This window comes from Saccharopolyspora hirsuta, assembly GCF_008630535.1.
Taxonomy (GTDB): Bacteria; Actinomycetota; Actinomycetes; order Mycobacteriales; family Pseudonocardiaceae; genus Saccharopolyspora; species Saccharopolyspora hirsuta.
The window spans coordinates 70,041-91,404 of record NZ_VWPH01000007.1 but is presented as its reverse complement, the minus strand read 5'-3'; the positions used below and the strand labels follow the sequence as shown (position 1 = coordinate 91,404).

At 72.1% G+C, this 21,364-nt stretch carries 19 protein-coding genes; 16 read left to right on the top strand and 3 right to left on the bottom strand.

Annotated features, from left to right (window positions below; all coding sequences use genetic code 11):
- The first annotated feature begins 74 nt into the window (after nt 1-74).
- The 6 genes from F1721_RS16160 to F1721_RS16135 all read left to right on the top strand — a co-directional run bounded on the left by F1721_RS16160 (nt 75) and on the right by F1721_RS16135 (nt 8,704).
- Nucleotides 75-1,526, top strand: a complete 1,452-nt coding sequence (locus F1721_RS16160; RefSeq protein WP_150067528.1) for a PucR family transcriptional regulator — start codon at nt 75-77, stop codon at nt 1,524-1,526.
- Nucleotides 1,527-1,539: 13 nt separating this feature from the next.
- Nucleotides 1,540-2,946, top strand: coding sequence for a helix-turn-helix domain-containing protein (locus F1721_RS16155; protein WP_150067527.1), 1,407 nt, complete (start codon nt 1,540-1,542; stop codon nt 2,944-2,946).
- A 552-nt stretch (nt 2,947-3,498) separates the two neighbouring features.
- Nucleotides 3,499-4,953: a purine-cytosine permease family protein gene (locus tag F1721_RS16150; protein WP_150067526.1), complete on the top strand. Its 1,455-nt coding sequence runs from the start codon at nt 3,499-3,501 to the stop codon at nt 4,951-4,953.
- A 28-nt stretch (nt 4,954-4,981) separates the two neighbouring features.
- Nucleotides 4,982-6,274 carry a flavin monoamine oxidase family protein gene (locus F1721_RS16145; RefSeq protein WP_150067525.1) on the top strand — a complete coding sequence of 431 codons (1,293 nt, stop codon included), beginning with the start codon at nt 4,982-4,984 and terminating at the stop codon, nt 6,272-6,274.
- 64 nt (nt 6,275-6,338) lie between these two features.
- The gene (gene speB, locus F1721_RS16140) at nt 6,339-7,280 is read left to right on the top strand and encodes an agmatinase (RefSeq protein ID WP_150067524.1); all 942 of its coding nucleotides are present in this window, start codon (nt 6,339-6,341) and stop codon (nt 7,278-7,280) included.
- Nucleotides 7,280-8,704 carry an aminobutyraldehyde dehydrogenase gene (locus tag F1721_RS16135; protein ID WP_150067523.1) on the top strand — a complete coding sequence of 475 codons (1,425 nt, stop codon included), beginning with the start codon at nt 7,280-7,282 and terminating at the stop codon, nt 8,702-8,704. The genes speB and F1721_RS16135 overlap by 1 nt, the downstream gene beginning before the upstream one ends.
- Nucleotides 8,705-8,852: 148 nt before the next feature.
- Here F1721_RS16135 and F1721_RS16130 read toward each other — a convergent pair whose 3' ends face one another.
- Nucleotides 8,853-9,725, bottom strand: a complete 873-nt coding sequence (locus F1721_RS16130) for an NmrA family NAD(P)-binding protein (RefSeq protein WP_150067522.1) — start codon at nt 9,723-9,725, stop codon at nt 8,853-8,855.
- A gap of 63 nt (nt 9,726-9,788) precedes the next feature.
- On the opposite strand from F1721_RS16130, the gene F1721_RS16125 reads away from it, so the two are divergent.
- Nucleotides 9,789-10,142: a MerR family transcriptional regulator gene (locus tag F1721_RS16125; RefSeq protein ID WP_150067521.1), complete on the top strand. Its 354-nt coding sequence runs from the start codon at nt 9,789-9,791 to the stop codon at nt 10,140-10,142.
- A gap of 104 nt (nt 10,143-10,246) precedes the next feature.
- Entirely contained in the window at nt 10,247-11,680 is a 1,434-nt protein-coding gene (locus F1721_RS16120; RefSeq protein ID WP_150067520.1) for an aldehyde dehydrogenase family protein, read from the top strand.
- 139 nt (nt 11,681-11,819) lie between these two features.
- Here the strand turns inward: F1721_RS16120 and F1721_RS16115 are convergent, their stop codons facing one another.
- Both F1721_RS16115 and F1721_RS16110 read right to left on the bottom strand, forming a co-directional pair.
- The gene (locus tag F1721_RS16115; protein ID WP_150067519.1) at nt 11,820-12,104 is read right to left on the bottom strand and encodes a DUF2631 domain-containing protein; all 285 of its coding nucleotides are present in this window, start codon (nt 12,102-12,104) and stop codon (nt 11,820-11,822) included.
- A gap of 187 nt (nt 12,105-12,291) precedes the next feature.
- Nucleotides 12,292-12,564, bottom strand: coding sequence for a GlsB/YeaQ/YmgE family stress response membrane protein (locus tag F1721_RS16110; RefSeq protein WP_150067518.1), 273 nt, complete (start codon nt 12,562-12,564; stop codon nt 12,292-12,294).
- Nucleotides 12,565-12,661: 97 nt separating this feature from the next.
- On the opposite strand from F1721_RS16110, the gene dxr reads away from it, so the two are divergent.
- The 8 genes from dxr (at nt 12,662) to map (ending at nt 21,348) form a co-directional block, all read left to right on the top strand.
- The gene (gene dxr / locus F1721_RS16105; RefSeq protein WP_150067517.1) at nt 12,662-13,909 is read left to right on the top strand and encodes a 1-deoxy-D-xylulose-5-phosphate reductoisomerase; all 1,248 of its coding nucleotides are present in this window, start codon (nt 12,662-12,664) and stop codon (nt 13,907-13,909) included.
- 3 nt (nt 13,910-13,912) lie between these two features.
- A complete protein-coding gene (locus F1721_RS16100; RefSeq protein WP_150067516.1) occupies nt 13,913-15,196 on the top strand; it encodes a M50 family metallopeptidase in 1,284 nt (427 codons plus the stop codon).
- A gap of 339 nt (nt 15,197-15,535) precedes the next feature.
- Complete coding sequence (ispG, locus tag F1721_RS16095) at nt 15,536-16,684, top strand: flavodoxin-dependent (E)-4-hydroxy-3-methylbut-2-enyl-diphosphate synthase (RefSeq protein WP_150067515.1); 1,149 nt, start codon at nt 15,536-15,538, stop codon at nt 16,682-16,684.
- A 183-nt stretch (nt 16,685-16,867) separates the two neighbouring features.
- Nucleotides 16,868-17,704 carry a GNAT family N-acetyltransferase gene (locus tag F1721_RS16090; RefSeq protein ID WP_150067514.1) on the top strand — a complete coding sequence of 279 codons (837 nt, stop codon included), beginning with the start codon at nt 16,868-16,870 and terminating at the stop codon, nt 17,702-17,704.
- A gap of 202 nt (nt 17,705-17,906) precedes the next feature.
- Nucleotides 17,907-19,694 (top strand): penicillin-binding transpeptidase domain-containing protein, encoded by a 1,788-nt coding sequence (locus F1721_RS16085; RefSeq protein WP_150067513.1) that lies wholly within the window; start codon nt 17,907-17,909, stop codon nt 19,692-19,694.
- Nucleotides 19,695-19,750: 56 nt separating this feature from the next.
- A complete protein-coding gene (locus F1721_RS16080) occupies nt 19,751-20,023 on the top strand; it encodes a type II toxin-antitoxin system Phd/YefM family antitoxin (protein ID WP_150067512.1) in 273 nt (90 codons plus the stop codon).
- The gene (locus tag F1721_RS16075) at nt 20,020-20,415 is read left to right on the top strand and encodes a type II toxin-antitoxin system VapC family toxin (RefSeq protein ID WP_150067511.1); all 396 of its coding nucleotides are present in this window, start codon (nt 20,020-20,022) and stop codon (nt 20,413-20,415) included. Before F1721_RS16080 ends, F1721_RS16075 begins: the two co-directional genes overlap by 4 nt.
- 75 nt (nt 20,416-20,490) lie before the next feature.
- Nucleotides 20,491-21,348: a type I methionyl aminopeptidase gene (map, locus tag F1721_RS16070; protein ID WP_150067510.1), complete on the top strand. Its 858-nt coding sequence runs from the start codon at nt 20,491-20,493 to the stop codon at nt 21,346-21,348.
- Nucleotides 21,349-21,364 lie beyond the last annotated feature (16 nt).

Here is a 21,364-nt window from a genome sequence, read left to right as displayed (position 1 = left end):
AGGCGCCGATCCGAACAGGTGACGATCTGGTTAACTCGGGTGCTGGTGTTGGACACAATGTCAGGAGGTGGCCGGTGCCGCTGACGTTGCGCGACCTGGTCGCGGACAGCGAGCTGGGCCTGACCGCGCGGGCCGGGGAGCGGGCGCTGGACCGGCCGATCGCCTGGGTGCACACCAGCGAGCTGGCCGACCCGGCGCCGTTCCTGGAGGGCGGCGAGCTGCTGCTCACCACGGGCCTGGCGCTGCGCGCGGCGGACTGCGCGGAGCTGGTCGAGCGGCTGACCTCGGTGGGGGCCGCGGGGCTGGGGTTCGGCGTCGGGCTGAGCCACCGGGCGGTGCCCGCCGAGCTGGTGACCGCCGCCGAGCGCGCCGGGCTGCCGCTGCTCGAAGTGCCCCGGCCGACCCCGTTCATCGCGATCAGCAAAGCGGTTTCGCACGCCGTCGCCGCCGACGAGTACGCGAGCCTGCGGCGCACGAGCCGCGCCCAGCACGAACTCGCGCAGGCGGCGGGCACGACCAACGGCGTCAACGCCTTGGTGCGCAAGCTCGCCCGGCTGCTCGACGCGTGGGTGCTGCTGCTGGACTCCGGCGGTCGGCTGCTGCACAGCGCGCCGGTCGCGGCCGGGTCCCGGCTGGGGGCGCTGTCGTCCGAAGTGGACAAGATGCGCGCGAAGCGGGGACTGGCCGCGGCCGGTTTCTCGCTCGGCGACCAGGAAGTGAGCATGCAGGCGCTGGGCGGCCGGGCGCGGGGGTTCCTGGTCGTGGGCCGGAGCGGGCCGTTCGGCACCGCCGACCACCACGTGATCAACTCGGCTGCTTCGCTGCTGACGCTCGCCCTGGAGCAGGTCGAGGCGCTGGGGGCGGCGCGGCGGCGGCTGCGGGCGGGATTCCTGGAGCTGATGCTTCGCGGCGAGCCGGTGCAGGACGTGCTCGGCGATCTGCACGCCGAACTCCCGCCGGAGCCGTTCCGGGTGGTCGTGCTGCTGGGGGCGCGCGACCGGGACGAGCTGCTGGCCAGGTTGGTCGCCGACCAGCCGAGCGCGCCCGCCTACCTGGCCGAGCGCGGCGACGCGGTGGTGGGGCTGGTGGGCGATGATGCGCTGGACTGGCTCACCGGTCAGCCCGGACTCGCCGTCGGCGTGTCCGAACCGAGCACCGCGGCCGAGCTGGCCGAGGGGCTGCGGCAGGCCGAGCAGGCGGCGCAGGTGGCCAAGCGCGGCGATGCGGCGGTGCGGTTCGCCGATCTCGCCGGGCGCGGGTTGCTCGACCTGGTGCCCGAGGGCGACGCGCAGGCCTTCGCCGAGGCCGTGCTCGCGCCGCTGCGGGACCAGGAGGTGCTCCTGAGGTCGTTGCACGCTTGGCTGGCGCACCACGGGCAGTGGGATCCGGCGGCGAACCGGCTGGGCGTGCACCGGCACACCCTGCGCAACCGCGTGCACAAGGTCGAGGAGCTGCTCGGCCGGAGCCTCGACCAGCCCGGGGTGCGCGCGGAGCTGTGGCTGGCCCTGCAAGTGCTCGGCACGTGACGGAGGTGCTGCGGTGCTCGTCGAAGATCTGCTGAACCTGCCGGGACTCGACCTGCAGGTGCGGGTGCGCGGCCGGGTGGACCGGCCGATCCGCTGGGTGCACACCATCGAGATCCAGGCGCCGGGGCGGTTCCTGCGCGGCGGCGAGGTGGTGCTCACCGCCGGGGTGTGGCGCACCGCCGGGATCACCGCGGAGGCCTTCGTGGCCGATCTCGTCGCCGCCGACGTCGCCGCCGTCGGGTTCGGCCTGGTGCCGCCGGAGTCCGAGGTGCCGGAGGAGTTCGTGGCCGCCGCGCGCGATCGCGGGCTGACCTGCTTCGTGGTGCCCGTCGAGGTCGCGTTCCTGCAGATCGTGGAGGCCTTCGTCAACACCAAGCGGGCGGAGTGGGAGCGCCCGCTGCGCCGCCACCTCGCGCAGCACGACGCGATCGTGGCCGCGCTGCGGGTCGACCGGGGCGTCGGGACCGTGGTCAGCACGCTGGCCAGGCAGCTCGGCGAGCCGGTGGCGGTGCGCGTCGCGGGCGGCCTGGTGGCCGGTGAGGTGCCGACGCCGAACCACCCGTTGCCGCTGGTGGGCGAGGGCCTGGCGGAGGCGGAGCTGCTGCTGCCCCGGCCGACGGACGAGCTCGACGTGGAGCAGCAGGCCGCCGTGGTGCAGGCGATGCCGTTCATCGCGCTGGAGATCGAGCGCACCCGGGCGGTCCGCGCGACGGAGCTGCGCTACGCGTGGGAGCTGTTCGAATGGGTCCACAGCGGAGCGGTCGGGATCGACACCATCCGCACCCGGCTGCACTCGCTCGGGCTGCCGCCGGACGGTCCGCTCGCCGCGGTCGTGGTGCGGACCGCGAACCCGGACGCCGTGGCGCTGCGGCTGGGTGACCTGCTGGGCACCGACGGCGTGGCGGCGCAGCGCGGCAGCGACGTCGTCGCGTTCGCGCGGGTGCCGGACAGCGCGGTGGAGCTGGCGCGGCGGATCCACGACGCGATGGCCGGCGTGCACGTCGGCGTCGGCAAGCCGGGCACCGCCTCGGAGCTGCGGGTGAGCCTGCTGCAGGCGGCGCACGCCGCGGAAGCGGTGTCCTCGCGCAGCGAGCGCGGCTGGATGACGCACGAGCAGCTGAGCAGTCCGGCGCTGCTGCTCTCGGCGCAGGACCCGGAACTGCTGGCGGCGACCTCCCGGACGCTGCTCGGCCCGGTGCTCGACCACGACGAACGCCGCGGCAGCGACCTGCTGCCGTCCCTGGCGGTCTACCTCGACGCGGGCGGTCGGTGGCAGGAGGCGGCGCAGCGCCTCCACGTGCACATCAACACCCTGCGCCACCGCATGAGCCGGGTCGAGGAGCTGACCGGCCGCAGCCTCTCCAGCACGGCGGACCGCGTGGACCTCTTCCTCGCCCTCCGCGCCCTCCGCCAGTCCTGACCTCCCCGCGGTTTCAATTGAAACTGCGGTCGAACGGCGTGTCGTGCGCCGACATGCCGACGGGGTGTCGGGATCTCCGCGATTTCAATGGAAATCGGACGTCCGATTTCCATTGAACTTGTTCATTCGTCTGTGGACCGCAGCCGCGGAGGGGGACCTGGCACGCATAAGGCAGGGCGCCTGGAGTCCAGGCGGGTGCTGAGGTTCCGCTACCGGCACCGCCACGCAGAACGAGGTTGGAAAACCTCCTGGAAATCGTGTGTCGGACGATCATCTTGGGGCGTTGTGCGATCGTCCAACGGGGGTGGGGGACTTCGGAGGATCGGTGACTACCTCCGACGGGTGACCGGGGCCACGCTGTGTTCCGGTGCCGCGCGGCCACCGGATCCGTTTCCGGAGGTCGACGAATGACACCCCTTGTGCCAACCGGAGTCCTGCTCAACCGCACCTCAGGGGACCGTGATGCAACCCAGCCACGAGAAACCGCGAAACGTGCGCTCGATCCCGGACGCGACCACCACTGAGAATTCCGGAGAGGCGGGACCGCTGCGAATGCCCTCGGACCCCAGACCGGCCGCGCCCGTCAGCATCGAGACGCACGGCGTGGACACCATCCCCGACGCCGACCGCACCGGTCGGCCCCGCGACATCGCCGGAATCCTGCTCGGCTCGAACCTCTGCCTCGGGGTGGTCATCTTCGGCTGGCTGCCCGCCTCGTTCGGCCTGGAGTTCTGGCCCGCCGTGACCTCGATGATCGTCGGGACGCTGCTGGGCACCCTGCTGGTCGCGCCGCTGGCGCTGGTGTCCTTCCGCACCGGCACCAACCTGTCCACCAGCAGCGGCGGCCACTTCGGGGTGCGCGGGCGGTTGATCGGCTCGGTCATCGGCCTGCTGCTGTCGCTGGGCTACGCGGCGCTGACGGTGTGGACCGGCGGGGCGGCCGTGGTCGGCCCGCTGCACCGGATGTTCGGGCTGCCCGACGACGGGGTCAGCCACAGCATCACCTACGCGGTGCTGGCCGTGCTGTCGGTGCTGGTCGCGATCTTCGGCTACCAGCTGCTGACCAGGCTGAGCAAGTGGGTCGCGCTGGGCACCGTGCTGCTGATGGCGGTCGGGCTGTTCGCCTACGCCGACCAGTTCCAGACCAGCCCGGTCACCGACTCCGGCTACCTGCTCGGCGACTTCTGGCCGACCTGGGCGCTGTCCGTGGTGGCCGCCGGGCTCAGCGGTCCGATGGCGTTCATCACGCTGCTCGGCGACTACAGCCGCTACGTCTCGCCGCGCCGCCACTCCGCGGGCACGGTGTTCGGCGCGACCTGCGCCGGGATGCTGCTCGGCCTGCTGATCCCGCAGCTGTTCGGCACGTTCACCGCCTTCGCCTCCCGCGCCGCCGACGACTACGTCGGTTCCCTCGTCGCCGCCGCACCGCTGTGGTTCCTGCTGCCGCTGCTGCTCAACGGCGTGTTCGGCACCATCGGCAACGCCGGGGTGCTGATCTACAGCATGGGCCTGGACCTGGACGCGATCGTGCCGCCGCTGTCGCGGGTCAAGGCGACCGTCCTGACCTCCGCGATCTCCACGGTGCTGGTGTTCCTCGGCTACTTCGTCTGGGACGCCCAGGACGCGGTGACCGCGTTCGTGCTGCTGCTCACCGCGGTCGGCACGCCGTGGGCGGTGATCACCCTGATCGGCTTCGCGCGGTGCCGGGGCGCTTACGACCCGGACGCGCTGCAGGTCTACAACCGGCGCTCGCGGGGCGGCATCTACTGGTACTCGGGAGGCTGGAACCTGCGCGCCGCGGCGGCCTGGGCGATCGGCTCGCTGGTCGGGCTGCTGGCGGTGGACACCGCGCTGTACAAGGGGCCGCTGCTGGCGCTGACCGGCGGCATCGACCTGAGCTTCGTGCTGGCCGCCGCGGCCACCGCCGCGAGCTACCTGCTGCTGGGCATCGGCAGTCCGCAGCCGGTGCCCGCCGAACCCGACGTGCGGGCAACCGCGAACGTCTGATCTGTCGAGCTACGAACGAGGAAGTGCAATGGATCGTTACGACGTGGTCGTCATCGGTGCCGGTTTCGCCGGGCTCACCGCCGCGCGCGACCTGCGCGAAGCGGGCAAGGACGTGCTGGTCCTGGAGGCGCGGGACCGGATCGGCGGCTCCACCTGGTACCAGCCGGACGTCTTCGACGGCGTCGGGCTGGAGATGGGCGGCACCTGGATCGTCCCGCAGCAGACGCACGTGTGGGCCGAGGTGCAGCGCTACGGCATCGCCGTCGAGGACAGCGAGCTGCCCGCCCGGATGACCTGGTCCGACCGCGGCCAGGTGCTGGACACCCTGCTGCCGGTGCCGCCGCAGGAGTACGAGCAGCTGGAGCACGCGGTGCGGGCGCTGATCACCGACGCGTCCCGGTTCGACCCGACGCGGCCGCTGTCCGAGCAGGACGTCGCCGACCTGGACGTGCCGATCCGGCAGTGGGCCGAGAACGCCGGGCTGACCGGCAACGCCAAGGAACTGATGATGTCCTGGTTCTGCGGCTGCGCCAACGCCAGCGAGGACACCGGGTCGGCGCTGGACATCCTGCGCTGGTGCTCCTCGATGGACAGTTCGCTGTGGGGCATGGTGCAGGCCAGCGTGCTGGGCTTCACCTTCGTCGACGGCACCGCGTCGCTGGCGCGGGCGATCCGCGACGACGGCGGTGCGGAGCTGCGGCTGTCCAGCCCGGTGCGCAAGGTCGAGTCCGACGACGAGGGCGTCACCGTCACCTGCGACGGCGGGGTGGTGCGCGCGGACCGCGTGGTCATGACGACGCCGGTCGGCGTGTGGCAGGACATCGAGTTCTCCCCGGCGCTGCCCGCCGACAAGCTGGCGATCTCCCGGGAGAACCACGCCGGTCAGGGCCAGAAGATCTGGGCGCTGGCGCGCAACGTGCCGGAGGACATCAGCGGTTTCGGCTGGGGGACCAGCTTCGACTACGTCGGCGCGATGAAGACCACCGACCGCGGTGTGGTGCTGGTCTGCTTCGCCCCGGAGCACGACCGCGTGGACGCCGACGACCTCGCCGACGTGCAGCGCGCGGTGCGGGAGTTCGCGCCGGAAGCCGAGGTCCTCGACGCGCACTCGCACGCCTGGGTGCACGACGAGTACTCCAAGGGCACCTGGGCGACGTTCCGCGCCGGGCAGTTCGCCAAGTACGAGCTGTGCGTGGGCCGGGCCGAGGGCCGGGTGCACTTCAGCGGTTCGCACACCGCGCGCCGCTGGCGGGCCTTCATCGACGGTGCGATCGAATCCGGAAAGCGCACGGCCGCGGAGATCCTGGCGGCCGAGCAGTGAGGTCGTGAGTGCGAAAGCCGCCTGGAGCCGGTGTTCGCACTCACGAGGTAGTGGAGGAACGAGCATGAACCACCCGATCGGTCCGGTCGACGCCACGCGCGTCCCGCGCTACGGCGGGGACACCACGTTCGCGCGGCTGCCCCGGCTCGCCGACGTGCCGGACGCCGACGTGCTGCTCTGGGGCGTGCCCTTCGACACCGGCGTCAGCTACCGGCCCGGCGCCCGGTTCGGCCCCAACCACGTGCGGCAGAGCTCCCGGCTGCTGCGGCCGTACAACCCGGCGATGGACGCCGAACCGTTCGCCGCGCGGCAGGTCGCCGACGCCGGTGACGTCGGGGTGAACCCGTTCGACATCGACGAGGCCATCAGCACCATCGAGAGCAGCGCCCGCGAGCTGTCCGGCACCCGCCGCACGCTGCTGACCATCGGCGGCGACCACACCATCGCGCTGCCGCTGCTGCGGGTGCAGCACGAGCGGCACGGGCCGATCGCGGTGCTGCACTTCGACGCGCACCTGGACACCTGGGACACCTACTTCGGCGCGCCCTACACGCACGGGACCCCGTTCCGCCGCGCCGCCGAGGAGGGCCTGATCGACTTCGAGCACTCCATGCACGTCGGGCTGCGCGGCCCGCTGTACTCGAAGCTCGACCTGGACGAGAGCGAGCGGATGGGCTTCGCGGCGGTGCACAGCCGCGAGTTCGCCCGGACCCCGCTGGACACCATCATCGAGCGCATCCGCGCCCGCCTCGGCTCCCGGCCGGTGTACCTGTCCATCGACATCGACGTGCTGGACCCGGCGTTCGCGCCGGGCACCGGGACCCCGGAGGCCGGTGGGCTGTCCAGCCGCGAGCTGCTTGAGGTGGTTCGGGGGTTGGCCGACCTCAACGTGGTCGGCGCGGACCTGGTGGAGGTCGCCCCGGCCTACGACCACGCCGAGATCACCGGCATCGCCGCCGCGCACGTGCTCTACGACCTGCTCTGCATCCTGCCCGGAGGCCGCTGATGCGCCAGATCCGCAACATCATCGACGGCCGCGCGGTGGACGCCCGCAGCGGGCTCACCACCGAACTGGTCGACCCCTGCACCGGGAAGGTCTTCGGCACCGCGCCGCTCTCGTCCGCTGAGGACGTCGAGGCGGCGTACGCCGCGGCCCGGCGCGCATTCGCGGAGTGGCGGCGCAGCACGCCCGGCACCCGGCAGCGACTGCTGCTGCAGCTGGCCGACGAGCTCGAGCGCCGCGCCGACGAGTTCGTCGCGGCCGAGGTGGAGAACACCGGCAAGCCGGTGGCGACCACCCGCAGCGAGGAGGTCGAGGCCTCCGTCGACCAGATCCGGTTCTTCGCCGGTGCGGCGCGGGTGCTGGAGGGCACCGCCGCCGCCGAGTACGCGCCCGAGCACACCTCCTACGTGCGGCGCGAGCCGGTCGGCGTGGTCGGGCAGGTCGCGCCCTGGAACTACCCGCTGCTGATGGCGGTGTGGAAGATCGCCCCGGCGATCGCGGCGGGCAACACCGTGGTGCTCAAGCCCGCCGACACCACGCCGGTGTCCGCGGTGCTGCTGGCCGAGCTGGCGGCCGGGATCCTGCCGCCCGGCGTGCTCAACGTGGTGTGCGGCGACCGGGAGACCGGCCAGGCCGTGGTCGCGAACTCCGCCGCCGCCATGGTGTCGATCACCGGCTCCACGCGGGCCGGGCGGCAGGTCGCCGCGGCCGCGGCCGAGGACGTCAAGCGGGTGCACCTGGAGCTGGGCGGGAAGGCGCCCGCGCTGGTGTTCGCCGACGCGGACCTGGCGGCAGCGGCGGCGGGCATCGCCGCCGCGGGCACCTTCAACGCCGGGCAGGACTGCACGGCGGCGACCCGCGTGCTGGTGGAGCGGTCCGTCGCCGAGGAGTTCACCCGCCTGCTGGTGGAGCAGGTCCGCGCCCTGCGCTGCGGACCACCGTCCGATGTGGACGCCGATCTGGGGCCGCTGAACAACGCCGCGCAGCTGGAGCGGGTGCAGGGCATCATCGGCCGCCTGCCCGAGCACGCCCAGGTGCTCGTCGGCGGCGAGCGGATCGGCGACGAGGGCTGCTTCTTCGCGCCGACGGTGCTCGCGGGCGTCCGCCAGGACGACGAGGTGGTGCAGGAGGAGATCTTCGGCCCGGTGCTGACCGTCCAGCCGTTCGCCGACGAGGCGGAGGCCCTCAGCCTGGCCAACGGCGTGGACTACGCCCTGGCCTCCAGCGTCTGGACCCGAGACCACGGCCGGGCCCAGCGCTGCACGGCGGACCTGGACTTCGGCTGCGTGTGGGTGAACACGCACATGGTCCTGGTCGCGGAGATGCCGCACGGCGGCTTCAAGCACTCGGGCTACGGCAAGGACCTCTCCCGCTACGGCTTCGAGGACTACACCCGCATCAAGCACGTCATGCACAGCCACACCTGACAGAACGAAATTCCCGGCTCGTTCTGCGCGGCGGCGCCGGTAGCGGAACCTCAGACGCCGCCTGGCTGCGGGAGCCCGTTGTCCAACACGGGCTGTCCTCGCCAGGCGACGTCTGAGAACCCGCGGCGGGCCGCATGGGCGCCACCGGTCAGCGGAACTCGGCGGCGTGGTCGGCGGCCCACTGCGCGAACGTCCGGGGTGGACGGCCGGTGAGCCGCTGCACGCAGTCGGTGGTGCGGGTCGACTCCGGCCGGTGCTCGGCGGCAGCGATCAGCGCCTCCACCAGCACTTCGGGACGACCGTCGGCAAGCATCCGCGAGCGCGCGAGATCGGTCGGGACCGGTTCGAAGCGCAGCCGACGCCCCAGCGCGGCGCCGAGCTGGGCGACCTGGTCGGCGCGGCTGAGCACCTCCGGACCGGTGAGCACGTGCGGTCCGCGGCCGAAGCGGTCGTCGTCGGCGAGCAGGACGGCCGCCGCAGCTGCCGCGACGTCGCGCTCGTCGACCACCGGTGTCCGCGCGATGTCCGGCCCGGCCACCACATCGCCCGCCCGCAGCTGCGCGGTCCAGCCGCGGACGTTGGAGGCCAGCGTGTCGCAGCGGAGCACCACTGGGCGCAACCCGGCATCGGTGAGCAGCGCTTCCACGTCCGCGTGCACTTGGACGATCGGGTCGGTCTGCCGGGCGCGGTCGTCGTCGACGGCCGACGACGAGAGGTGGACGACGCGCGGAGCAGCGCGGATCAGCTCCGGGAGCACGGTGCGGACCGGGGTGGCGTCGAGCAGCGGCCAGATCAGGAAGACGGCGTCGACTCCGGTCAGCGCCTCCCGGAGAGCTTCCGGGGCGGTCAGGTCGCCGACCACCGACTCCACGCCGGGGCGGGCGGCTGCCGGGCGGCGGTGGAGGCACCGCACGCGCGCGCCGCGTGCGACGAGCTGGTCGACGACTTCGCGCCCCAGGTTGCCGGTCGCGCCGGTGACGAGGATCCGGGAGGTGTCCGCGGTGCGGGGGTTTTCGGTCATGCTGGGGACGCTATGGGTTCAGGTCGGCATGAAGGCAAGGTCGCGTTGCGGACGATCGGGGAAGTGGCCGCCGAGCTGGGGATCGAGGCGCACGTGCTGCGCCACTGGGAGCAGGTCGGAGCTCTCACCCCGCGCCGCGACGGCAAGGGCTACCGGGTTTACGACGACGAGGCCCTGGAGCAGGCCCGCACGGTGCTGAAGCTGCGGCGGGCGGGGCTCTCCCTGCCGGAGGTCATCGCCGCCATGGCGCCGACGAAGGAGGCGGCGCAAGCGGTGGTCAGGGCGAAGATCGCCGCGCTCGAGGACGAGGTGGCCAGCAGGCGGGCGGTGATCACCTTCCTCCAGCACACCGTCGAGTGCCGCCACCGGTACCTCGACGAGTGCCCGGGCTGCGCGGCGTTCGCCCGCGAGCCCTGACGGTTTGGACAGCGCCAGCGGTGCCGGTGGACGGATTGGCAGTGCTGGGCGATCGGGTTCGGTCGTAGCGTCTGGGCAGGATCGGATACGACAGGAGGCAGCCGATGTCATCGGTCATCGGGAACTGGGTCGCGGGGGAGCGGGTCACCAACGACGCGACGTTCGAGGTGCGGCACCCCTACGACGGCACGCCGGTCGCCACCACGTGCTACGCCACCGACGCCGACGTGGAGCGCGCCGTGGCCGCGGCGGACGCGGTGCGCCGCGAGTTCGCCACCACGCCCGCGCACGTGCGCGCGGCCGCGCTGGACCACGTGACCCGGCGGCTCGAGGAGCGGGCCGAGGAGATCGCGCAGCTGATCACCGCCGAGAACGGCAAGCCGATCAGCTGGGCCCGCGGCGAGGTGGCCCGCGCCGTCTCCACCTTCCGGTGGGGCGCGGAGGAGGCCCGGCGGTTCTCCGGCGACCTGCAGCGGCTGGACACCGATCCCGGCGGCACCGGCCGGATGGCGCTGGTCCGCCGCGTCCCGCGCGGCCCCGTGCTCGGCATCGCCCCGTTCAACTTCCCGCTCAACCTGGTCGCGCACAAGGTCGCCCCGGCGCTGGCGGTCGGCACGCCGATCGTGCTCAAGCCCGCGCCGAAGACGCCGCTGTCCGCGCTGGTGCTGGGCGAGATCCTGGCCGAGACCGAGTTGCCCGCCGGATCCTGGTCGGTGCTGACCACCAGCAACGAGAAGGCCGCCGAGCTGGTCGCCGACCCGCGGCTGCCGGTGGTGTCCTTCACCGGGTCCGGCCCGGTCGGCTGGGGCATCCGCGACGCCGCGCCGCGCAAGCACGTGACCCTCGAGCTCGGTGGCAACGCCGCGGTGGTCGTCGACCCGACCTGGACGGACCTGGACTTCGCCGCGGACCGGATCGCGACCTTCGCGATGTACCAGGCCGGGCAGTCCTGCATCTCGGTGCAGCGCGTCTACGCCCACCGCGACGTCTACGACGACCTGGCCGCCCGCGTGGTGAAGGCGGTCGAGGCGCAGGTCACCGGGGACCCGAAGGACCCGGCGACCAAGGTCGGCCCGATGATCAACGAGGACGCCGCCGCGCGCCTGGAGGCGTGGGTGGGCGAGGCCGTCGAAGCGGGCGCCGAGGTGCTCACCGGCGGCACCCGCGAGGGCGCCACCTTCGCGCCGACCGTGCTCACCGGTGTCCCGGAGGACGCGAAGGTCTCCTGCGAGGAGGTCTTCGGCCCGCTGCTGGTGCTCGCGCCGGTGGACTCGGTGGACGAGGCGTTCGAGAAGGTCAACGCCTCCCGCTACGGCCTGCAGGCCGGGGTGTTCACCCGCGACCTGCAGCTGGCCTTCCGCGCCGCGGCGGAGCTGGAGGTCGGCGGCGTGATCATCGGCGACGTGCCGAGCTTCCGCGCCGACCAGATGCCCTACGGCGGCGTCAAGGAGTCCGGCGTCGGCCGCGAGGGCGTGCACGCCGCGATGCTCGACCTGACCCAGGAGCACGTCACGGTCCTGACCGGCATCGCGGTCTGAAGATTAGGTGTCGTGAGTGCGCGGGCGCGGTTGTGCACTCACGACACCACCAACACGGGACGCCGGGACCGGAAGGTTCAGCCCCGAACGCAAGAACGCCGCCTCCGGAAGTCCGGGGCGGCGTTCTCGTGCTCTCGGGTCAGCGGCGCCAAGCGGTCTTCTTGCGGCGCAGGTCGATCAGCAGGCCGATGACCAGCACCACCGCGATGATGATCAGCCAGGCGTCCTCGGTCTTGAAGTGACCGCCGCCGCTGAGGATGCCCTGGTGGTTGCCGATCAGCATGATCAGGCACGCGAAGACGGAGAACCACCCGGCGACCTGCGTCGCCTTCGGGAAACCGCCGTGCCAGCCCCACTCGACCGACGGTTCATCGGCCGGGTCGATGGCCTGGCTGGGCTTCTTCTCCAGCTCGGTGCTCGCCACGTTCCCCTCCTGGTGCCACGCCCGGCCGCGCGGGGCCGGATGATGATGCTCGAAGCGCGAACCACCGACCGGCGATCCACGCGCCCCATCCTCGCACACGCCATCGATGCGGCGGCGTCCGCCCGTCTCGGCGCGAGCAGCGAAAAGGGTGTCGCGGAAGCGGCTTCCGCGACACCCCGCCGCGCGGTCAACCGCGCGTGACCGACTTGCGGCCGATGATCGCCCGGTAGACGCCCAGCACGATCAGCGAACCCACGACGGCCAGGATCCAGGTGCTCAGCGACCAGAACCGGTCGATGCCCACCCCGAAGATCCAGTTGCCGATCAGCCCGCCGACGAAGGCGCCGACGACTCCGAGCAGCATCGTGACGAGGATCCCGCCGCCGTCCTTTCCGGGCATGATCGCCTTGGCCAGCGCGCCCACGATGAGCCCGAGAACGATCCATCCGATGATTCCCATGGCCGACCTCCTCCGTGCAACGACCGATGGCCAGATCGTGACCCCCGATCGTGATTTGTGCACCGCGAGCGACCTCTCCTCACCTCCTTCGGGGACAATGGCGACGATGCACGCCGACACCCCGAAACAGAGCGCTCCCGGCCCCCGCACCGTCCTGGTGCTCGGCTCGACCGGATCCATCGGCACCCAGGCGCTGGACGTGATCCGGCAGAACCCGGACCGCTTCCGGGTCGCAGGCCTGGCCGCGGGCGGCAGCGATCCGCGGACGCTGGCCGCGCAGGCGCTGGAGTTCCAGGTCCCGGTCGTCGCGGTGGCCAGGGGCACCGCCGCCGAGGACGTCCAGCTCGCCCTCTACGCCGAGGCCCAGCGGCGCGGCTACGCCGCCGGCGAGTTCCCGCTGCCCAGGCTGCTGGCCGGGCCCGACGCGGTGACCGAGCTCATCGAGTCCGCCCCCGCCGACGTGGTGCTCAACGGCGTCGACGGGTCCCGCGGCCTCAAGCCCACCCTGGCCGCGCTGGCCACCGGCGCCCAGCTGGCGCTGGCGAACAAGGAATCGCTGATCGCGGGCGGTTCGCTGGTGCTGGACCAGGCCGCGCCCGGGCAGATCGTGCCGGTCGACTCCGAGCACTCGGCGCTCGCGCAGTGCCTGCTCGGCGGGCGGTCCGAGGAGGTCGAGAAGCTGGTGCTGACCGCCTCCGGCGGGCCGTTCCGCGGCCGCAAGCGCGACGAGCTGGTCGACGTCACGGTGCAGCAGGCGCTGGCGCACCCGACCTGGTCGATGGGCAACGTGGTCACCATCAACTCGGCGACCCTGGTGAACAAGGGCCTGGAGCTGATCGAGGCGCACCTGCTGTTCGGCGTCGGCTACGACCGCATCGAGGTGGCGGTGCACCCGCAGTCCATCGTGCACTCGATGGTCACCTACGTGGACGGCTCCACGATCGCCCAGGCCAGCCCGCCGAACATGCGGATCCCGATCGCGATGAGCCTGGAGTGGCCGCGCCGGGTGCCCGGGGCCGCCTCGGCGCTGGACTTCTCCCGGGCGCAGGAGTGGACCTTCGAACCGGTCGACGACGAGGCGTTCCCGGCCATCGAGCTGGCGCGCGCGGCCGGTTCCGGCGGCGGATGCCTGCCCGCCATCTACAACGCGGCCAACGAGGAGGCGCTGGCGGCATTCGTCGACGGCCGACTCGGCTTCACCGGAATCGTGCAGACTGTGGGTGATGTGCTCGCCGGGGCCGACCAGTGGCGGTCCGCGCCGACGAGCTTGGACGAGGTCTTCGCGGCCGAGGACTGGGCGCGCACCAGGGCGAACGAGCTGGTGGCCGCGGGGAAGGCGGAGTAGCGGATGCTGGTCGTCATTGGCATCGTGATCTTCTTCTTCGGGCTGCTGTTCTCCATCGCGTGGCACGAGCTGGGCCACCTCGCGGCGGCGAAGCTGTTCGGGATCAAGGTCACCCAGTACATGGTCGGCTTCGGCCGCACCATCTGGTCCCGCAAGAAGGGGGAGACCGAGTACGGCGTCAAGCTGATCCCGTTCGGCGGCTACATCCGGATGATCGGCATGTTCCCGCCGAAGAAGGACGAGAAGTACGGGACCACCCGCTCCTCCTCGCCGTTCCGGGCGATGGTCGAGGACGCCCGGCAGATGTCGGCCGAGGAGATCACCCCCGAGGACGCGCACCGGCAGTTCTACCAGCGCAGCCCGTGGAAGCGGGTCGTCGTGATGATGGCCGGGCCGGTGATGAACCTCATCCTGGCGATCGGCATCTTCGCCGCGATCCTGATGGGCCACGGCCTCTACACCCCGACCACCACGGTCGCCTCGGTCAGCGAGTGCGTGCTGCCCGCCGACGCGCCGAACAAGGACGTCTGCCCGCCCGGCGCGAAGCAGGCCCCGGCCGCGGAGGCCGGGTTCCGGCCCGGCGACCGGATCGTGGAGTTCAACGGCAAGCCCTACACCACCTGGGCCGACCTGCAGCTGGCCATCCGCCAGTCGACCGGGCCGGTGCCGGTGGTCGTCGAGCGCGACGGCCAGCGGGTCACGCTGACCCCGAACCTGATGCAGAACCAGATGCCGAAGCTGAACTCGCCCAGCGAGTACGAGACGGTCGGCTTCCTCGGGCTGAGCCCGACGCAGGTGCTGGCCAAGCAGGACGTCGGCGGTGTGGTGAGCACCATCGGCGGGTTCGTCAGCCTGACCGCGCAGAAGGTCATCGAGCTGCCGCAGCGGGTGCCGGACCTGGTCTCGGCGATCTTCGGTGGCGAACGCCACCAGGACTCGCCGGTGGGCATCGTCGGCGCCAGCCGGCTGGGCGGCGAGGTGCTGTCCTCGGACGAGATCAGCGTGGACGGCCGGATCATGCTGATGTTCAACCTGCTGGCCGGGGTGAACCTCTCGCTGTTCGTGTTCAACATGCTGCCGCTGCTGCCGCTGGACGGCGGCCACATCGCCGGTGCGCTGTGGGAGTCGATCCGGCGCGGCTTCGCCAAGCTGGTCCGGCGCCCGGACCCGGGCCCGTTCGACACGGCCCGCCTCATGCCGCTGGCCTACGCGATAAGCCTCGTCTTCATCGCGTACTCGCTGCTCGTCCTGGTCGCCGACGTGGTGAACCCGGTCAAGTTGTTCTAGCGCGGGCCCGCGAGTGCGCTGGTCCCAGCGCGCTCGCGGGTGCGTTGGTGCTCGTGGGCGGTACGGGGCGGATTGGGCACGGTCGGGTGACGGCTTGCGGTGGGGCAGAAGTGGGGTCAGCGGTGCCGACGGCCGCTCGGCCGGGGCTTCCGGAGCTTCGGCGAACGAGTGACGATCACCGGGTGGAATTGCGCTGAACGCGACCTTGACCCCCGAGACGATCACCCAACGTGATCCGTCCTACCACCGTGACGTCCAGCCGGATGAAGCCTCGCCGGTATCGTGGAGCGCGGGCGGTGGCAGCCGCCGAAGAACACCAGAAGAGGTGGAGAGGTTTCGATGACCGTCGATCTGGGCATGCCCGCGGCTCCCGCTCCGGTGCTCGCGGAACGGCGCAAGACCCGGCAGTTGCAGGTCGGGGCGGTCGGAGTGGGCAGCGAGTTCCCCATCTCCGTGCAGAGCATGACCACGACCGTCACCGCGGACATCAACAGCACGCTGCAGCAGATCGCCGAGCTGACCGCCGCCGGGTGCGACATCGTCCGGGTGGCCTGCCCCAGCGCGGACGACGCCGAGGCGCTGCCCGCGATCGCGCAGAAGTCGAAGATCCCCGTCATCGCCGACATCCACTTCCAGCCGAAGTACGTCTTCGCGGCGATCGAGGCCGGGTGCGCCGCGGTGCGGGTCAACCCGGGCAACATCAAGAAGTTCGACGACAAGGTCAAGGAGATCGCGCAGGCCGCCAAGGACCACGGCACGCCGATCCGGATCGGCGTCAACGCCGGTTCGCTGGACCCGCGGCTGATGCAGAAGTACGGCAAGGCCACCCCGGAGGCGCTGGCCGAGTCGGCGCTGTGGGAGGCGAGCCTGTTCGCCGAGCACGACTTCCACGACCTGAAGATCTCGGTGAAGCACAACGACCCGGTCGTGATGGTGCGCGCCTACGAGATCCTGGCCGAGCAGTGCGACTACCCGCTGCACCTCGGCGTCACCGAGGCCGGTCCGGCCTTCCAGGGCACGATCAAGTCCGCGGTCGCCTTCGGCGCGCTGCTGCGGCAGGGCATCGGCGACACCATCCGGGTCTCGCTGTCCGCGCCGCCGGTGGAGGAGATCAAGGTCGGCGCGCAGATCCTGCAGTCGCTGAACCTGCGCCCGCGCAAGCTGGAGATCGTCTCCTGCCCGTCCTGCGGCCGCGCCCAGGTCGACGTCTACAAGCTCGCCGACGAGGTGACCGCCGGGCTGGAGGGCATGGAGGTCCCGCTGCGCGTCGCGGTGATGGGCTGCGTCGTCAACGGGCCGGGCGAGGCCCGCGAGGCGGACCTGGGTGTCGCGTCCGGCAACGGCAAGGGGCAGATCTTCGTCAAGGGCGAGGTCATCAAGACCGTCCCCGAGCACAAGATCGTCGAGACGCTGATCGAGGAGGCCATGCGGATCGCCGAGGACATGGAGCCCGCGGACGGTGACGCTCCGGTCGTGACGGTCGGTTGAGTTCGCGAGGTCGGCCGTCCCCGGTTCGGGGGCGGCCGATCGGCTGCGTCCCGGGCTCGGGCGATCGGGTTCCGGGCGGTTCCGCCTACCGGGCTACTCCGAATGGGTGAGCGCGGGCTCTCCGGGTGTGGCGCGTCCCGGCCGGGGGAGTTGCCGGGCAGGCGTTTCTGGCAGTCTTGGCAGGTGCTCAAGCTCGCCGGTGCACGGCTGTTGGAGGAGCGGGACGCGATGCTGGTCCGCTCCGTGCTGGATTCCGCTCCGGTCGCGGCCTGCATGGTCGCCGCGCGCGTCGAGGAGGCGGGCATCCACCCGCTGCGCCTCGGCGGTGAGCTGTGGGGCTACGGCAGCAAGCTGACCGGCATGTGCTTCTCCGGGGCGAACCTGATCCCGCTGCGCGGCGGGCCGGACGCGATGCGCGCCTTCGCCGATCGGGCGCTGCGCCGCCGCCGGGTGTGCTCCTCGCTGGTCGGCCCGACCGAGCAGGTGCTGGCGCTGTGGGACGAGGTCGCCGCGCAGTGGGGACCGGCCCGGGAGGTCCGCGCCGAGCAGCCGCTGATGGTGCTGGCGGAATCGCCGCACGTCGCCCCGGACCCGCTGGTGCGCCAGGTCCGCCCGGACGAGCTGGAGCGCTACCTGCCCGCGGCGATCGCCATGTTCACCGAGGAGGTGGGCGTGGACCCGTGCAGCGACGGCGGCGCGGCCAGCTACCGGGCGCGGGTGGCCGACCTGATCGCCAGCGGCCGGGCGTTCGCCCGCTTCGAGGGCGGCGAGGTGGTGTTCAAGGCCGAGATCGGCGCGCTGTCCCGCACCGTCGGCCAGATCCAGGGCGTCTGGGTGCACCCGGACCGCCGCAGCACCGGCCTGGGCACGGCGGGCACCGCCGCGGTCGCCGACCGCCTGGTGCGCGGCCTCGGCCGCACCGCGAGCCTGTACGTCAACGACTACAACGTCGCCGCCCGGCTGGCCTACCGCAAGGTCGGCTTCCGCCGGATCGGCTCCTTCGCCACCGTCCTGCTCTGACCCGGCCCGGGCCCCTGCAATGCGATTTCAATGGAAATCGCGGGTCCGACTTCCATTGAAGTTGCGGGGCGGGTCGGCGTGCCGGGGTGCGACACGCCGGTGATCCGCGGATCCCGTGGAAATCGCGGGCCGCGGGAGGTGGGGGCGAACCGGGCGGAAAAGGCGGGTGGATCTGTCCGCTGGTTTCGGCATACTCGCGGGCATGGTTTCCACCCGGATCTTCGCCGGACTCGCCGCCCTGCTGCTGGTGCCCCTCGCGTCGTGCAGCACCGGGCCGTCCGAGGAGGACGTCGCGACGTCCTTCCTGACCGCCGTGGCGGCCGGGGACGCAGCAGGCGCGGCCGCGCAGACCGACAACCCCGAGCAGGCCCGACAGGCGGTGGAGGCGGTGCGCCGCGCCATGTCCCCGGAGGCCGTGCACGCGACGGTCCGGGACGTCGCCGAGGACCAGCAGGGCACGCCGACGGCGAAGTTCGACATGTCCTGGGACTTCGGCGCGGGCAAGGTCTGGAACTACCCCGGTGAGCTCAAGCTCGCCGAGGGGGAGCAGGGCTGGAAGGTCCGCTGGGCGCCGAGCGTGCTGCACCCGCAGCTGCAGGCCGGGCAGAGCCTGGCGTTCCGGGAGCAGCGCCCCGACCCGGCGCCGGTGCGCGACCGCGACGGCGTCGAGGTGATGCGCCCCGAGCAGCTGGTCACGGTCAGCCTGAGCCCGCAGGAGGCCGGTGACGTGCCGAAGGTGGCGGGCTCGCTGGCGAACGCGCTGAGCGCCATCGAACCGGCGATCACCCAGCAGTCCATCATGGACGGGGTCGGCCGCACGCCGCCGGGCCAGCCGTACCCGGTGGTGACCCTCCGGCAGGGCGACTACGAGCAGGTCAAGGGGCAGATCTACGAGCTGCCCGGGGTGCGCTTCCCGGCGCAGACCCGGCTGGTCGCCGCCGAGCGCGGCTACGGCTCGCAGGTGCTGGCCGGGGTGGCCCGCAAGTCCGACGAGCAGGTCGCGGCCAACGCCGGGTGGCGGGTCGTGGTGGTGGACGCGGCCGGGAACGAGGCGGCCGAGCTGCACCGCGTCGCCGAGCGGCCGGTCGAGCCGATCGCGGTGACCCTCGGCGACCGCACCCAGCGGGCCGCCGAGCAGGCGGTGGACCAGATCCCGCAGGCGTCGATGCTGGTGGCCCTGCAGCCCTCCACCGGCGAGGTGCTCGCGGTCGCGCAGAACTCGGCGGCCGACGCGCAGGGGCCGGTGGCGCTGTCCGGCCAGTACCCGCCCGGTTCGACGTTCAAGACGGTGACCGCGACGGCCGGGCTGGAAGCGGGCAAGGTCGACGTCGGCACCCAGGTGGACTGCCCGGCCAAGAAGACCTTCGACGGCCGGGTGTTGCCCAACGACAAGGAGTTCGACCTCGGCCGGGTGCCGCTGCACACGGCGTTCGCGCGGTCCTGCAACACCACGTTCGCGCAGCTGGCGGTCGACCTGCCCGCGCAGGCGCTGACCGACTCCGCGCACCAGCTCGGGCTCGGCGTGGACTTCGAGATGCCGGGCGCGACGACGATCACCGGCAAGGTGCCCCCGGCCGACACCGCGGTGCAGCGGGCGGAGAACGGCATCGGCCAGGGCACGGTGCTGGCCAGCCCGTTCGGCATGGCGCTGGTCACCGCCTCGATCGCGAACGGGCGGATGCCGGTGCCCTCGCTGATCCGGGGCGCGCAGACCAAGGCCGACGCCACCCCGCAGCCGCCGTCGCCGCAGTCCCTGGACCAGCTCCGGCAGATGATGCGCGAGGTGGTCACCGCGGGCACCGCGACCGCGCTGGCCGGGTCCGGCGAGGTCCGGGGCAAGACCGGGACCGCGCAGTTCGGCGACGGCACCCATTCGCACGGCTGGTTCGTCGGATACCGCGACGACGTCGCGTTCGCGGTGCTGGTGACCGACGCGGGCTCGTCGGGCCCGGCGGTCGAGGCGGCGCGGCGGTTCCTGTCGGCGAGCTGATCGCGTCACGTGTTCGGGTGATCGCGGCGGGTGATCGTTGTGCTACGTTGTAGCTCATGGAGCGGATCGGTGTGCGCGAGCTGCGGCAGAACGCGAGCCGGTACCTGAAGCGGGTCGCCGCCGGCGAGTCGATCCTGGTGACCGACCGAGGTCGCACCGTCGCAGTGCTGGCTCCGCCCACGCGTGACCAAGCCCTGTACGACGAGCTCGTCGCGGCCGGGGAGCTGGTGCCCGGCGACGGCGGCGAGCTGCCCGACCCGTTGCCCGCAGCGCCCACCCCGAGCGTGTCCGACCGGCTGCTGCGCAGGCGTGAACAGGAGCGGTTTTGATCTACTTCGATTCCTCCGCGCTGATCAAGCTGATCGCCCCCGAGCCGGAGAGCAAGGCGCTGAGCCAGTGGGTCCGCGAGCGCTGGGAGCACCCCAGGGTCACCAGCGCGCTGTCCAAGGTCGACGTGCTGCGGACCTTCCGCGAGATCGGGCCGCACGCGGTGGACCTGGCCGCGATCATCATCTCCAAGATCGACCACCTGCCGGTCAAGCAGGACGTGCTGGACGCGGCCAGCGAGCTGCAGGCCAAGGTGGGGCCGGTGGACGCCGTCCACCTGGCATCGGCCTGCAAGATCAAGGACGGCCTGGTGGCCTACCTCTCCTACGACCCGGCCCTGCTGGCCGCGGCGGAGGAAGCGGGCCTGGCCACCGCCTCCCCGGGCGCGAACTGACCGCACCGCCGAGGACCGGCTGACCCGCCGTCACCGCTCTGAGTTCGGCCGGGCGGCGCGGTTAGAGTGGGGGGCATGCCGGTTCGAGCTCCGTTGCAACCAGGCGTGCAGACGCCGCGCCGCCCAGTCCCCGCGCACATCGAGCGTCCCGAGTACGTCGACAAGCCGGCTCCCAAGCGCGGTACCGACCCCGACGTGCAGCCGCCCGAGGTCATCGAGGCGATGCGGGTCGTGGGCAAGCTCGCCGCGCAGGCGCTCGTCGAGGCGGGCAAGGCGGTGCAGCCCGGCGTGACCACCGACCACGTCGACGCGGTCGTGCACGAGTTCTTCTGCGACCACGGCGTGTACCCGTCGACGCTCGGCTACCGGGGTTTCCCGAAGTCCTCCTGCACCTCGCTGAACGAGGTGATCTGCCACGGCATCCCGGACTCGACGGTCATCGAGGACGGCGACATCGTCAACGTCGACGTGACCGGCTTCGTCGGCGGCGTGCACGGCGACACCAACGCGACGTTCCTGGCCGGGGAGGTCTCCGAAGAGGCGCGGCTGCTGGTCGAGCGCACCCACGAGGCGATGATGCGCGGCATCAAGGCCGCCAAGCCGGGCCGCCAGCTCAACGTGATCGGCCGCGTCATCGAGTCCTACGCCAAGCGCTTCGGCTACGGCGTGGTCCGCGACTTCACCGGGCACGGCATCGGCCGCTCGTTCCACAGCGGGCTGGTGATCCTGCACTACGACGAGCCGTCGGTGCAGACCATCCTCGAACCGGGCATGACCTTCACCATCGAGCCGATGATCACCCTCGGCACCCACGAGTACGACCTGTGGGACGACGGCTGGACGGTCACCACCAAGGACAAGAGCTGGACGGCCCAGTTCGAGCACACCATCCTGATCACCGAGGACGGCAACGAGATCCTGACCCTGCCGTGAAGTGCAGGGAAGGTTG

What these genes read in the sequence shown, in the direction of transcription:
- F1721_RS16150 (WP_150067526.1), top strand. Translation starts at nt 3,499, where the DNA reads ATGCCCTCGGACCCCAGACCGGCCGCGCCCGTCAGCATCGAGACGCAC.
- F1721_RS16145 (WP_150067525.1), top strand. Translation starts at nt 4,982, where the DNA reads ATGGATCGTTACGACGTGGTCGTCATCGGTGCCGGTTTCGCCGGGCTC.
- speB (WP_150067524.1), top strand. Translation starts at nt 6,339, where the DNA reads ATGAACCACCCGATCGGTCCGGTCGACGCCACGCGCGTCCCGCGCTAC.
- F1721_RS16135 (WP_150067523.1), top strand. Translation starts at nt 7,280, where the DNA reads ATGCGCCAGATCCGCAACATCATCGACGGCCGCGCGGTGGACGCCCGC.
- F1721_RS16130 (WP_150067522.1), bottom strand. Translation starts at nt 9,725, where the DNA reads ATGACCGAAAACCCCCGCACCGCGGACACCTCCCGGATCCTCGTCACC.
- F1721_RS16120 (WP_150067520.1), top strand. Translation starts at nt 10,247, where the DNA reads ATGTCATCGGTCATCGGGAACTGGGTCGCGGGGGAGCGGGTCACCAAC.
- F1721_RS16110 (WP_150067518.1), bottom strand. Translation starts at nt 12,564, where the DNA reads ATGGGAATCATCGGATGGATCGTTCTCGGGCTCATCGTGGGCGCGCTG.
- dxr (WP_150067517.1), top strand. Translation starts at nt 12,662, where the DNA reads ATGGCGACGATGCACGCCGACACCCCGAAACAGAGCGCTCCCGGCCCC.
- F1721_RS16100 (WP_150067516.1), top strand. Translation starts at nt 13,913, where the DNA reads ATGCTGGTCGTCATTGGCATCGTGATCTTCTTCTTCGGGCTGCTGTTC.
- ispG (WP_150067515.1), top strand. Translation starts at nt 15,536, where the DNA reads ATGACCGTCGATCTGGGCATGCCCGCGGCTCCCGCTCCGGTGCTCGCG.
- F1721_RS16085 (WP_150067513.1), top strand. Translation starts at nt 17,907, where the DNA reads ATGGTTTCCACCCGGATCTTCGCCGGACTCGCCGCCCTGCTGCTGGTG.
- F1721_RS16080 (WP_150067512.1), top strand. Translation starts at nt 19,751, where the DNA reads ATGGAGCGGATCGGTGTGCGCGAGCTGCGGCAGAACGCGAGCCGGTAC.
- map (WP_150067510.1), top strand. Translation starts at nt 20,491, where the DNA reads ATGCCGGTTCGAGCTCCGTTGCAACCAGGCGTGCAGACGCCGCGCCGC.